Annotated in this window: 10 protein-coding genes and 1 other RNA gene; 1 reads left to right on the forward strand and 10 read right to left on the reverse strand. The window is 43.3% G+C overall.

Annotated features, from left to right (window positions below; genetic code table 11):
- Nucleotides 1-223: 223 nt before the first annotated feature.
- Both AACW45_RS18815 and ssrS read right to left on the reverse strand, forming a co-directional pair.
- Entirely contained in the window at nt 224-1,465 is a 1,242-nt protein-coding gene (locus tag AACW45_RS18815; protein WP_190628753.1) for a M16 family metallopeptidase, read from the reverse strand.
- A gap of 398 nt (nt 1,466-1,863) precedes the next feature.
- Nucleotides 1,864-2,045: non-coding RNA, 6S RNA (gene ssrS / locus AACW45_RS18820), on the reverse strand.
- A 144-nt stretch (nt 2,046-2,189) separates the two neighbouring features.
- On the opposite strand from ssrS, the gene AACW45_RS18825 reads away from it, so the two are divergent.
- Nucleotides 2,190-3,401: an RNA-guided endonuclease InsQ/TnpB family protein gene (locus AACW45_RS18825; protein WP_190628416.1), complete on the forward strand. Its 1,212-nt coding sequence runs from the start codon at nt 2,190-2,192 to the stop codon at nt 3,399-3,401.
- An 11-nt stretch (nt 3,402-3,412) separates the two neighbouring features.
- Here the strand turns inward: AACW45_RS18825 and AACW45_RS18830 are convergent, their stop codons facing one another.
- The 8 genes from AACW45_RS18830 to ctaD form a co-directional block, all read right to left on the reverse strand.
- Complete coding sequence (locus AACW45_RS18830; RefSeq protein WP_190628418.1) at nt 3,413-4,573, reverse strand: 5-(carboxyamino)imidazole ribonucleotide synthase; 1,161 nt, start codon at nt 4,571-4,573, stop codon at nt 3,413-3,415.
- Entirely contained in the window at nt 4,570-5,058 is a 489-nt protein-coding gene (locus AACW45_RS18835) for a pentapeptide repeat-containing protein (protein ID WP_190628421.1), read from the reverse strand. Before AACW45_RS18835 ends, AACW45_RS18830 begins: the two co-directional genes overlap by 4 nt.
- 610 nt (nt 5,059-5,668) lie before the next feature.
- Nucleotides 5,669-6,208 carry a DUF3172 domain-containing protein gene (locus AACW45_RS18840; RefSeq protein WP_190538931.1) on the reverse strand — a complete coding sequence of 180 codons (540 nt, stop codon included), beginning with the start codon at nt 6,206-6,208 and terminating at the stop codon, nt 5,669-5,671.
- Nucleotides 6,209-6,491: 283 nt separating this feature from the next.
- Complete coding sequence (gene cydB, locus AACW45_RS18845; RefSeq protein WP_190628423.1) at nt 6,492-7,505, reverse strand: cytochrome d ubiquinol oxidase subunit II; 1,014 nt, start codon at nt 7,503-7,505, stop codon at nt 6,492-6,494.
- An 8-nt stretch (nt 7,506-7,513) separates the two neighbouring features.
- Nucleotides 7,514-8,956 (reverse strand): cytochrome ubiquinol oxidase subunit I, encoded by a 1,443-nt coding sequence (locus tag AACW45_RS18850; RefSeq protein WP_190628425.1) that lies wholly within the window; start codon nt 8,954-8,956, stop codon nt 7,514-7,516.
- Between the two features lie 174 nt (nt 8,957-9,130).
- Nucleotides 9,131-10,681, reverse strand: a complete 1,551-nt coding sequence (locus AACW45_RS18855; protein ID WP_190628427.1) for a GMC oxidoreductase — start codon at nt 10,679-10,681, stop codon at nt 9,131-9,133.
- 70 nt (nt 10,682-10,751) lie between these two features.
- Nucleotides 10,752-11,372 carry a cytochrome c oxidase subunit 3 gene (locus AACW45_RS18860; RefSeq protein ID WP_190628429.1) on the reverse strand — a complete coding sequence of 207 codons (621 nt, stop codon included), beginning with the start codon at nt 11,370-11,372 and terminating at the stop codon, nt 10,752-10,754.
- Between the two features lie 110 nt (nt 11,373-11,482).
- Nucleotides 11,483-13,162: a cytochrome c oxidase subunit I gene (gene ctaD / locus AACW45_RS18865; protein WP_190628432.1), complete on the reverse strand. Its 1,680-nt coding sequence runs from the start codon at nt 13,160-13,162 to the stop codon at nt 11,483-11,485.
- Between the last annotated feature and the right edge of the window lie 28 nt (nt 13,163-13,190).

Below are 13,190 nucleotides of genomic sequence, written 5' to 3' on the forward strand. Positions count from 1 at the left end.
GCATACCGGAACTTAACGCTTGGGGAGAGAACCACCTATGGCTTAGATACCGCAAGGGGTCTAAGTTAAGTGGACTCGTAGAACCAAGAATCTCCGCACTTTTAGGGCGGAGAGTGTCAAATATCATCATCCCTCACATAAAAGCACCAAATTGATGTTTACTATTAATTGCCCAGTAAATTTTAATTACGAATTACGAATTACGAATTACGAATTAATATAACTAGCGGGGTTTCAGAACAGTAATAGCGTAATTTTCTGGTTTTAGATACTTTTTCGCTAATTGTTGCAGTTCTTCGCCATCAAAAGATAGAACTTGTTGCGGATAGGTAACGGCTAATTCTGCCTTAGCAATTGTATTGTAATAGCCATACAGCCCAGTCAATTGATTTGGCGTTTCTGTAGAAAAAGCATACTCATTACATAGTAGCCTGCGGGTGCGTGCCAGTTCCTGCTCGGTAATTGGGGTATTTTGTAATTCTTCTAAATGATTGCGAATCAAGTACTCTACCTTTTCTAGGTGTTCTGGTTCTACCCAAGCTGTGATGGTAAATAAACTCGAATCCTGTTGTAAAGAAAAATTACTGCAAATTCCTTGGACTAATTGTCGTTCTTCCCGCAAATCCCGCACCAAACGCGAAGTTCTGCCTTCTGCAAGTAACACAGATAACATATCTAACCCATAAGCAGTACGGAGTTCTTCTACTCCTGGAGCGAGCCAAGCCATGAGTAAGCGCCCTTGTTCCAATCTGGGTAAATGCAGTTCTCGACGGTGAATTCCTTGGATAACTGGCTCTTGGCTAGGTTGCGATATGGGACAATCTAAGCGATCGGCAAAATTTCCAAAAGAACTATTAACTAAATCTAAGGCGGAATCTCGATCAATTCCGCCCACGATTACCACAGTCATATTTTCTGGTTGATAATGAGCGCGGTGAAAACAGCGCATAGCTTCTGGGGAATGAAGCATCAGTTCTTGCTCTGTACCCAGCACCGAACGCCCATAAGGATGATTTTTATAAATACTCTGAATTAAAGATTGAAAGCCTAACCAATCGGGATCGTCATGGTAAGAGCGGATTTCCTCTAAGACTACATCCCGTTCGCGGCTAAATTCATCTTCAGGAATCGCTGCATTCAGCAACATTTCCCCTAAATGAGGCAAAGTATCTTTCAGGTAAGCAGCAGCCGTTGTCAGGGAATAATGAGCATAATCGTAACTTGTCGCCGCATTACTCACGCCACCTTGATTTTCGATGTTATAATCAAAGACCCCAGGTGGTAAGTTTGTTGTTCCTTTAAAGATCATGTGTTCTAAAAAGTGAGCCATCCCAAACCAAGGTTCAGGCTCGCGGGTAGCTCCAGCACGCACCCACACATCCGCCACAACTACAGGGGTAGTTGGAATCTCTTGATGAATCAACGTTAAACCATTGTCTAGATTGACAACCGAGGCTGGAAACACGGTATGAGTGAGTTGTTGTTGTGACAATTTCTGTAGCTTTAACCACAATTTAACGCAATTTTGCAATCTTAACTCTGAAAGGGGCCTAATTCAGAATCAATTTATACAGAATTGGGAAATGGGCATTGGGCATTGGGCATTGGGCATTGGGGAGTTAAAATTTAGCGGGATGTGAATTGAAATCGTCTCTGATCATCTAAGAGGCTGTAAATTTTCCTGAAAATTAGGAAATCACACAAGTTTCAGAACTTAATTTACATAAAAAATAAATTTAAAACTATTTCCTTTTACCTATTTAGCTGTTTCCTCTGCTCCATGCCCCATGCCCCATGCCCCATGCCCCATAATAAATTAAAGCTCCCAAGGTTAAAATTTTACTTTGGGAGCTAAAAATTTTTAAGTTCACCGCGACGCCGTTTTACCTAAGTTTATGACCTGGTAAAACCAGGTGGGTATCTTTTGCCTCGTTTAAAGTTTCCGGGTACTTGCCCGGTCTACTGCCACGAGAACTGTCGATGCCCTTTTCTTTAAAGACATAGATCAAAAAACTTGATGGCAGTCACCAACGTCGTAGTGCAACTCACTCATTATAGCCTTCAAAACTTGTTGTGTGTTTCCTATAAAAATTTTCTCGTAAATTTACCAAGAAACTGGGTCTAAAGCCCCGTCCTGGAAGGACGGCTTTAATTGTGATATAATATTTGCGTAAAGGTTTTCCACGCAAATGATTGTTTTAGAATTTAAAGCCAAGGGGAAAACAACTCAATACACTGCTATTGATGAGGCGATTAGAACTGCTCAATTTGTCCGCAACAAAGCTATTCGTTTTTGGATGGATAACCGAGGTGTAGGACAAAAGGACTTGTATCGTCTGAGCAAGGTACTCAGAAGTGAGTTCCCCTTTGTTAAAACTTTAAATTCTAGTGCTTGCCAAGCCTCTATTGAACGGGCTTATAGTTCGATTGCTCGTTTCTACGACAACTGTAAAAAATCTGTTGCGGGTCAAAAGGGATATCCAAAGTTTAAGAAAAATTCTCGCTCAGTGGAGTATAAAACATCTGGATGGTCACTTTCCGAGACGAGAAAACAAATAACCTTCACCGACAAAAAAGGTATTGGCAAGCTCAAACTTAAAGGAACGTGGGATTTAAACTTCTACCAATTAGAACAGATAAAACGAGTTAGGTTAGTACGTCGTGCAGACGGGTATTATGTTCAATTTTTGATTAGTGCAGAGAACTTTAGACAAGCACAACCAACTGGTAAAACCATTGGTTTAGATGTTGGGCTAAAAGAGTTCTATACCGACAGCAATGGACATAGTGAACCTAACCCAAGGTTTTATCGCACAGGAGAAAAACGCCTCAAGTTTCGACAAAGGCGCGTTCAAAGTAAAACAAAAGGCTCATCCAATCGCAAAAAAGCGATTAATAGATTAGGGCGAGTACACCTCAAAATAAGTAGGCAACGTGAAGAACACGCCAAGAGACTGGCGCGTTGCGTAATCCAATCTCACGATTTGGTAGCCTACGAAGATTTGAGGATTAAGAATTTAGTTAAAAATCATTGTCTCGCCAAATCTATTAATGATGCTGGTTGGTATCAATTCAGGAAATGGTTAGAGTATTTTGGGGTGAAGTTTGGCAGGGTAACTGTTGCGGTTAATCCTGCCTACACATCTCAAGAATGCTCTAATTGTGGCGCAATCGTCAAAAAATCTTTATCCACAAGAACTCATATTTGTGAATGTGGCTTTGTGATGGATAGGGATTGGAACGCTGCCATCAATATTCTGAGATTAGCCTTGAGTACCGTAGGGCATACGGGAACTTGGGTCATAGACCCGAACGCTTCAGGAGATTCGACCTCTACTCATGCAGGAGAAATTCTGTACGAGCAAGTTGGGTCAAAGATTGAAGAATCTTCGCCCTTATAGGGCGGAGAGTGTCAACTGGGATACCAGATAGACTCTATGGTACGAGCGATCGCATTTGCCTCATCTCGGTTATGACTATCAACTAAAACCGTTACGTGTCCTAGTTTTCGCCCCGGACGCGATTCTGTTTTCCCGTACCAGTGAATGTAAGCTTGGGGGATAGCGGCGATTTGTTGGCGTTGGCTTTGGTAGTCGCTGTGAGAGGTTTCGTAACCTAGCAGGTTTACCATCACAGCGCCTTGAGTTTGCAGTGTGGTATTGCCTAAAGGTAAACCACAAACAGCCCTGAGAAGTTGCTCAAATTGCGAGGTTTCACAAGCGTCTAGAGAAAAATGCCCGGAATTGTGGGTGCGGGGAGCAATTTCGTTTACCAAGACTCTTCCATCTGGGGTGAGAAATAGTTCAATACCAAATACACCCACGACTTCGAGATTATTTAATAACGTGCGGGCGATCGCTTCTATTTCATCTGCTAAATTAGCTGTAATCTCTGCTGGTGCGATTACCCGGCGACATACCTGTTGTTCTTGTTGGGTTTCCACAACTGGATATGTCACCACCTCGCCATCTACAGAACGGGCGGCGATAATTGCCAATTCTCGCTCAAAGGGGATAAATTCTTCTATTAAATAAAGTTGGTTCTTGCTAGCTAGCTTTTGCTGTAAACTCTCCCAATCCTTAATAATAAACGTACCTTGACCGTCATAACCGTGACGACGAGATTTGAGAACTATGGGGTTATTCTGGGGAAAGCCTAAATGCGCAATTTTCCCTTGTAATTCTGTCGGTTGCTGAATTAAAGACTCATCCACAGCAAAAAACTGGGGAACAGGTACGCCCAATTCTTGTAAATAGCAACGCTGGTGATATTTATCTAATAGGGGAGCTAAAGCCGCTAATCTGGGACGAAAACACACACCTTGGTTTTCTAAGACAGATAAAGCTTCGAGATTGACAAATTCATTTTCAAAAGTGATGACATCACATTTTTGGGCTAACACCTGTGTAGCCTTCGCGTCATCCACCACAGCAAAAACTGTTTCTTGGGCAATATTGACGGCGGGATCTTGTTGACTGGGAGTTTGTACGATTAATTCTATCCCTAACTTTTTTGCACCATCCGCCATCATCCAGGCAAGTTGCCCGCCACCAATTATACCAACACGCTTCATTTACACCCTAGAGAATAACGAGTTTCGACACCAGTGTGAGAATTAACACCACTGGCTTTTTTGCAGAGTTCTTTAACCTGTGCCCCGTCTAAAACTGCATCAGTGAAATCTGCATTGCTGATGTTCGCATCAGTAAATATAGTACGTAATAAAAGACTTTCTTTTAAAACGGCATCGCTCAGATCAGCTCCAGATAAGTTTACCTGATCCATTAATGCATTTGTTAAATCTGCCCCGTGCAAATTTGATTTTGTCATAGTCGAAGCACTCAAAACGGCTCCGCGCAAATCTGCACCTGTAAAATTAGTCAATTCTAAATTGGCATTAGAAAACTCTGCTGCTTGCAAACTTTGTCCCGAAAAATCCCGTCTGGTTAATTGTGCATTGCTAAAAGACAGGGGATGAGTCCAGTCTGCGAGTGCGGGGGAAGCTGTGAATAATACAAAAATCCCCAAAATTAATGCCAACCCTTGCCGCCAAAACATATTTATTTAGCTCAATGTAGTGTCTATGTCACTGCTTTTTAGCTTATCCCATTTTATTGAAGAAGGCAGAAGGGAGGGGGCAGGAGGCAGAAGGTATTTTTCTTGGGGATTTTCAAACAAGTTCTTATACCAATTCGCTATGATGATGCACTTAATATTTATTTAATGAACCGCCTTCTCTTCGAGAGGCTTCCGCCAACGCGTAGCGTCTCGCAGAGAAGACGCCAAGTACGCCAAGAGAAAAGAATCAAAGTCCCCCTTTTTAAGGGGGATTTAGGGGGATCTAAAATATTTTGCTACCAACGACAGGACTTTTAAAACATCCTCTTAGGGAACTACAAAAAATGAATCAATTCAAAATTCAAAACTTGTACTGAGCTTGTCGAAGTATTCGCGCATTAAAGATAGCCACCAACGCTTGCGCGAATTGTGGGAGTATGTCACGGTTTCTACCGTTCGGCTGACGCTCTAGGCGTTGCCTACCTTGGAAAACAATGATTCTTTTGCCCACCATTCCACTCGGTTTTGAACCTAGCTTTTTCCGATAAATACGCAGCCTGCAAAAGCAGGCTTTGTTCGTCAATTTGTATGGTAAATGAACAAATTTCAACTAAAATCTATCCGTTTCTTGTGTTGGCGCAACTGCTCCTGGCTGAGACATAAAGAAGTTTTGCGCAGCTTCATTTTGATAAATACATCTAATATCAGGTTTATCAGTATCTAAGTTACCTGTGAAACCAAAAGTATTCAAACGATTCTTACATTCTCTTACTTGATCGGATGTTACTAGCTTACGTTGTTCTAAAAGTGCCCAGTTATTTTGACGGAGAACGCATCCAGGACGCATACTAGGTTGAGCAACGTAGACATTAAATGGGTTAAGAGTTACAAACAGTCTTGCATCCATCACCATTGCGCTGGCTCCGTATTGTACGCAAATTTCAGGGTTTGGTGCTTTGGTATCAATAAATTCACGGGAAGCCACATTAGATGGAGATAAAGTGGTTGTTGAGCTAAAAGCGATACCAATTCCAATTCCCAACACAAACACACCCCCCAAAATTGCTATGGTGGTGAAGTTAAATATTGAAGATTGGAATGAAGATGATCGAGAACTATTAGCCGATCTACTAGTGGTTGTACGTCTCATTGTCGCTGGGTTACCTTCACGCCTCAGATAGCAGAGAGTTGTTTATAGTCATCTCCCTCTTTAAGTATGCCGATTATTGGCGAAAATTGCCTGCACCTTCTCAAGTAAATTATTTCTTAGGTGGCTATATCATACTCAATGCAATCGTTGAATTAAGCGATCGCCAACTCGCGACGCATTGGCAATAATAGTTAAAGCCGGAATTACCTAGAATTATACGGAAAGAAACTACCATCTTCGACTTTGGACAAAAATCAACAATTATTTCTCAAATTGGTATTCCCTATTCTCCATAATGTGTACCTGCCACTTTCCCGCGAAACACAATGTAATTATAGATGTTGTAGAACAACATAATGGGAATCAGAAATCCAATGAAGATAATCATGAACACTAACGCGCTAGGTGCTGCGGCTGCTTGATAAATGGTAATACCTGGGGGGATGATATAGGGAAAAACAACTAATCCTAAGCCCACAAAGGTAAGTAAAAAAAGCAGCACTGTCCAAACCAGGGGACTAGTTTCTGCTTTGCGGTTCAGACTTTGAATCAATAACCCAATCAGCAGCACACCTAGCACGGGAATGAGTGAAAATAGATACACTTCTGGCTGATGAAATAACTTTGCCCTGGCATTTTCATACACAACAGGGGTGGCGATGGTAATTAAAATTGCACCTATCAGGGTTGTCCAAGCAGCGAGTTTTGCTGTGCGGTAATGGGATGTTTGCAGTTCTCCCTCAGTTTTTAAGATGAGATAGGTGGAGCCAATTAATACATAACCTTGGATCAATGTCAAGGAAACTAAGAGCGATCGCCAATCGAGCCAATCCCACATACTACCGATAAAGTGACCCGATTCATCCACCTTAATGCCTTCTAAAATGCTCCCCAAGGCAAATCCTTGAAACAGCGCCGCCATGAAACTCCCAACGCCAAAGGCGACATTCCAAAATACTTTGTTTGTCGAATGCTCTCGAAACTCAAAGGCCACAGCCCGAAAAATCAAGCCAAATATCATCCCAAAAATGGGAATGTAGAGCGCATTCAAAATGGTGCCATAAGCCAGAGGAAAAGCCCCAAATAATGCACCCCCCATCAACACCAACCAAGTTTCATTGGCATCCCAAATATTACCCAAACTCGTCATTAAAATGTCCCGTCGCTCCTCATTAGAACTGGTTAGGGACAGGATACCTACGCCTAGATCAAACCCGTCTAACATGACGTAGAGAAACAAAAACAGAGCCAAGATGACAAACCATACCTGGGCTAAAAAGTGTTCTAAATTCTCCATAAAATTACCTATTGCTGTGCTTCCACAGGACGTTGATCTCGAACAAATTCAGCCGGAGTAGTTTCTACGCCTGGTTTGGTGTCAATACCTGGAACCGGCAGATCTAGGTTGGGGCCTTGACGAATGATCCGACTACCAAAGAATAAAGCACAAATAAACAGGGCTGTATAAATTCCGGCAAAAATTAGCAAGGATGTTAAAACCTCAGTCGGCGGTAAGTGGGAAACGCCCTCGGCTGTGCGAATTTTGCCGTACACTACCCAAGGTTGTCGCCCGACACAGCGCACAATCCAGCCTGATTCTACAGCAATGTAGCCTAGTGGAGCCGCTAAAATCCAGATTCGCAGTAGCCATTTTTGCTGGGCGATCGCTTCTGGTGAGAGTTTACCTCGCAACCATTGAATCACACTGATACCCATCAAGCCAGCCAAGAAAAAGCCGATACCGCTCATGATGCGGAAGGCGTAATAAATCAAACCCACCATCCGGGGGCGATCTTCAGGTTTCCACTCTTTCAATCCCAGAACGGGTTTAGACAGATTTTTTTTGAATTCCAAAATGTAGCCTAAGCCGTTGGGAATTGAGATTTCCCAGTCATTTTGCTCAGTCTTGTTATTGGGTAATGCAACTACACTCCAGGGCGCAGGTTCTCCGGCTGGAGAGGTTTCCCACTTAGCTTCCATTGCGGCGAGTTTGGTAGGCTGATAGTCGGCTACCTGTTCAGCGCTGAGGTGTCCAACATAGATTTGTAATGGGGTGACAGCGATCGCTGTTGCTAAGACAATTTTTAGCGATCGCGCAAAGAAAGCCTGATGACGGTTGTTGAGAATATACCAGGCGCTAATTCCCCCAATCACAAACAGAGAAGTTTCCAGCGTCCCTAAAAACATATGGGAGACGCTGTTGACCATGAAGGGATTTAAAATTGCTTGAAAGTAATCATCAACAACAAACTTCCCGTTCACCATATCCCCGCCTGCTGGGGTCTGCAACCAAGAGTTTGCTGCTAAAATCCAGAAGGTAGATAAGTTTGCACCAAAGGCAACCATAATGGTGGCAAAATAGTGAATCACTGGGTTTACCCGTTCCCAGCCAAACAGCATAATCCCTAAAAATCCGGCTTCTAGCATGAATGCCATCGCACCCTCAAAGCCTAAAATGCTGCCAAAAAAGTCGCCTACCGCTTCAGAAAACGGGGCCCAGTTCGTACCAAATTGAAACTCCATTGGTAAGCCAGATGCTACACCAATACCGAAATTCAACACATATAGCTTGGCCCAGAAACGAGCATGGTGATAGTAATCAGGATTGCGTGTTTTTAGCCACATTCCTTCAACAATAACTAGATAAATTCCCATCCCAGTGGTGAGAACAGGCCATAGCATGTGAAAGATCGCCGTTAGTGCAAACTGCATCCGCGATAGAGCAACGGTATCCGATAGAAAATCCATCAACTAACCTCTGAATTTGTTTCAATCTTGACTTGCATACTATCTTGGGGTAATAGTTGCATGGTAACGGAAGATTTCTACCTTTTCATAATAGACTTCTTGCAAAAGTCCTTCTTTGCGTCTACCGAAAGCGGTTCCGCTTTAGCGGTATGGGTTTAGACAAACAAAAGTCCGTTAATGCAAGCGTGCAATCAAGCGATCGCCAACTCGCAACGCATTAGCAATAATAGTTAAAGCCGGACTCACTCCGGAGTTAGAAGGGAAGAAACTACCATCAACAACATAGAGATTATTCACATCATGAGTGCGACAATCAAGGTCAAGCACAGATGTGGTTGCATCTTCCCCAAACCGACAAGTACCGCACTGATTCGCCACCACTTGAATCGGGCTATCACTACGGGGATAAATCCCGCGACGAAACACCGGGTTTTCCGAAGTGCGATCTACAGCTTTGAGGATATTCGTCCAGCGATAAATCAGGCGATCGTGTGCCTCGATATTATTAGGCGTATAATCCAAATACAATTTATCACCCACTACCCGCACCCGATTTTTCGGATCAGGTAAATCTTCTGTTTGTAACCACCAACCAATAGAATGATTGGCTAACTGTCGCAACCCAAACCCAGGTACTAACCTCGACATTAGTGATAACAAAGGTGATGCTTCGGCGGGGATCATCTCTTGTAAAATACTACCTGTATTTTGAATATGACCCATTGGGAAAGGAAACTCTGATTCTCCCCAATAAAAATCATTCACAGCAATTGTTTTCTGAAAAACCGTTGGGTTTGGTGTGGGGCTAAGTTGTACCATCGCCGTCATCAGGTGTTTCATAAAATTACGTCCCACCAAATCAGAACTATTCGCAAGTCCTTTGGGGTGTTTGTCATTTGCAGAACGCAACAGCAACGCCGCCGAATTTACCGCACCACAAGCCAGCACCACAATATCAGCAAAAAATAGATAAGATTGTCCATCAATTTCCGCCTCCACAGCTTTTACTTCCACACCAGATGGATTAGTGTGTAAACGCACAACCTTAGCTGAGGTTTTTAAGGTGACGTTAGAATGTGACAAAGCTGGATTAATTCCCACAGTATGAGCATCAGCTTTCGCATCGATTTTACAAGGGAAACCATCACAAGTATGACATCGGATACAATCACTCTTGAGTGCTAAAGGTAAATATGTTGGATGTAAACCTTGTTGAGAAATAGCATCAGCAATTGTTTGCATCCGCGCTTCGTGGCTAACTTCAGGATAGGGATAAGTTTCGCTGCGGGGTGGTTCTGTGGGGTCATCCCCTGATTTACCGTGGACATGGTAGAGTTTTTCCGCTTCGGTGTAGTAGGGTTCAAAATCTTGGTATTTCAAAGCCCACTCAATTGAAACCCCATCTTGATGTTTAACTTCTTGAAAATCTCTTTCCCGCATCCGCAATAGTGCTGCACCATATACTTTTGTATTCCCACCAACCCAATAGTTAATTTGGGGGCGAAATGGTTCGCCGGTGCTGTCGTACCATTGTTCTTGAGTGTGATAACGTTCTTTTTTGAAGACTTCAACAGCACTCCAATTTTCTTCTTCTTTAGGGAGAAAATTGCTGCGTTCTAGAATTAAGATTTTCTTGCCAGTTGGGGCGAGTTTATATGCTAATGTACCGCCACCTGCACCGGTGCCAACGATGATAATGTCGTAGTGTTGATCGTCGATAATCATAAGGGTTTTCTGTGAGAAGGAAAGGAAAAAGCAGGGGGGCAGGGGAGAGGAGGATTTTCAGATAAAATATTTATTGCCAGATATAAATGAGGAGAAATAAAATAATCCAAATTACATCAACAAAGTGCCAAAATAGGGAAGTAGCATCTACACCAAAATGACCTCGATCGTAATTACCGGGGATGAGCGATCGCACTAACATAATTAACTGCAACACCACACCAGTTAAAACGTGTAACCCATGAAATCCTGTTAGTAGATAAAACATTCCCCCGAATACGCCAGATGTGACACTAAAATGCAGGCTACTCCATTCAACTGCTTGACCATATAAAAAGTAGCTACCCATCGCCATTGTTGTTAACCAAAGTAGGCGAAATCCCCACATATTATGGCGTTTTAGAGCAAGTTCCGCGAAATAAATCACAAAACTACTAGAAACCAAAATCACCGTATTAATCGCCGGTTCCCTAATTTCTAGCCCCTCAACACCAGGCGGTAGCCAATCAGGAGTCGTGGTTTTATAAACAATATATCCCGCAAAAAAACTCAAAAAAATGATACTTTCCGAAAGCAAAAATACGATAAAGCCAAACATACTATTGGCGGCTTCATCATGAGTATGTTCAACAGCTATTGTATGTACAGGCTGCTGTAACTTTTCTGGACTAATAGAACTATTTGTAGTCATAACTCCCTCCTTCTCTCTGCGCCTCTGCGCTACGCCAGTTGCTACAACGCGGGGAACCCGCGCAACGCACTGGCTCCTCTGCGTGAGCTTTTCATCCAATAAATCAGCAGCTAATTCAAATCCTTAACTAACTCTTGCTTTTCCAGATTCGCCGTCAACGGTTCAGACTTCCCATACCCATAAGGTTCCGAAATCACCACAGGAATCTCCTCAAAATTCTCCACAGGGGGAGGAGAAGCAACCAGCCATTCCAACCCAATAGCCCGCCAAGGATTATCCGGTGCTTTCTCACCCTGTACCCAAGAACCAATCATGTTCAAAATAAAGGGCAATGTAGACATCCCCAACAAAAAGCCGCCGATACTAGCAATCACATTCCAAAAAGCATACTCTGGGTCGTAGGAAGATACCCGCCGCAACATCCCTTGTAAGCCTAATGGGTGCATCGGTAAAAAATTCAGGTTAGTCCCGATGAATGATAACCAAAAATGCAGCTTACCCAAGCCTTCGTAATACATCCGCCCAGTCATCTTGGGAAACCAATGATAAAAGGCTGCAAACATCCCCATTGTCACAGTTCCATAGAGGACATAATGAAAGTGACCGACGACGAAATATGTATTATTGACGTGAATATCAATCGGTACTGAAGACAGCATAATGCCTGTGATCCCAGCAAACACAAACATAATCAATCCACCCAAAGCAAACAGCATCGCTGTATCCAGACGCAGTTTACCTCCCCAAATTGTCGCCACCCAAGCAAACACCTTAATCCCTGTGGGGACGGAAACGAACATTGTGGAAATCATGAACACTATCCGCATCCAGGCTGGTGTACCACTGGCAAACATATGATGTACCCAGACAAAACCACTCACACCAGCAATTAATAGAGAGGAAACGGCGACTACTTTGTAGCCAAACAGAGGTTTACGGCTATAAACTGGGAAGATTTCCGAAAAAATGCCAAAAATAGGTAGTATAATTACGTAGACTGCTGGATGTGAATAAAACCAAAAGAAGTGTTGAAAGAGAACTGCATTACCACCCTTAGCAGGGTCAAAAAAGGCTGTACCAATAGTCAAGTCCAGTAACAGCATAACTGCGCCTGCTGTCAGTGCAGGCAATCCAAACAATTGGATAATTTGGGCGCTGAACACTGCCCAAACATAAGCCGGCATCCGAAAGAAGGTCATTCCTGGGGCGCGCATCTTGACAATTGTTGTCACAAAATTTACACCGCCCATAATCGAGGATACACCCGATATAGCTACAGCTATCAGCCAGAGGAATTGACCGTTAATGAGATTACCTGTAGGATTTTGCAGACTCACTGGGGGATAAGACCACCAACCTGCTTGGGCTGGGCCACCGGGTAAAAAGAAACTAGCCATGAGGATAATTCCAAATACTGGCACCATCCAGAAGGCTATGGCATTCAGGCGGGGAAATGCCATATCTCGCGCCCCAATCATTAGCGGGACAAGGTAGTTTGCTAGACCAACTAATACGGGAAAAGTCCACAGGAACAGCATGATTGTGCCGTGCATGGTGAACATGGCATTGTAAACGGTGCGGTCAACTAAGTCGGCTTCTGGGGTGATAAGTTCGCCGCGAATAATCATGGCGAAGATACCGCCGATGAGGAAGAAGAGAAAGGAGGTAACTATATATTGAATACCGATGACTTTGTGGTCGGTGCTGAAGGTGAAGTAGGTTTTCCAGGTGGTGGGGGGGTGGTGGTGTGTTTCTGCTATTTTGGGTTTTTCGATTTGGGTATTGGTCATAATTTTCACGCAGAGGCGCAGAGGCGCA

Source organism: Calothrix sp. FACHB-168, assembly GCF_963889195.1.
Taxonomy (GTDB): domain Bacteria; phylum Cyanobacteriota; class Cyanobacteriia; order Cyanobacteriales; family Nostocaceae; genus Aulosira; species Aulosira anomala_A.

Excerpts from the sequence above, each read along its gene's own strand:
- AACW45_RS18850 (WP_190628425.1), bottom strand. The coding sequence starts at position 8,956 with ATGGATTTTCTATCGGATACCGTTGCTCTATCGCGGATGCAGTTTGCA.
- cydB (WP_190628423.1), bottom strand. The coding sequence starts at position 7,505 with ATGGAGAATTTAGAACACTTTTTAGCCCAGGTATGGTTTGTCATCTTG.
- AACW45_RS18860 (WP_190628429.1), bottom strand. The coding sequence starts at position 11,372 with ATGACTACAAATAGTTCTATTAGTCCAGAAAAGTTACAGCAGCCTGTA.
- AACW45_RS18825 (WP_190628416.1), top strand. The coding sequence starts at position 2,190 with ATGATTGTTTTAGAATTTAAAGCCAAGGGGAAAACAACTCAATACACT.
- AACW45_RS18830 (WP_190628418.1), bottom strand. The coding sequence starts at position 4,573 with ATGAAGCGTGTTGGTATAATTGGTGGCGGGCAACTTGCCTGGATGATG.
- AACW45_RS18840 (WP_190538931.1), bottom strand. The coding sequence starts at position 6,208 with ATGAGACGTACAACCACTAGTAGATCGGCTAATAGTTCTCGATCATCT.
- ctaD (WP_190628432.1), bottom strand. The coding sequence starts at position 13,162 with ATGACCAATACCCAAATCGAAAAACCCAAAATAGCAGAAACACACCAC.
- AACW45_RS18835 (WP_190628421.1), bottom strand. The coding sequence starts at position 5,058 with ATGTTTTGGCGGCAAGGGTTGGCATTAATTTTGGGGATTTTTGTATTA.
- AACW45_RS18855 (WP_190628427.1), bottom strand. The coding sequence starts at position 10,681 with ATGATTATCGACGATCAACACTACGACATTATCATCGTTGGCACCGGT.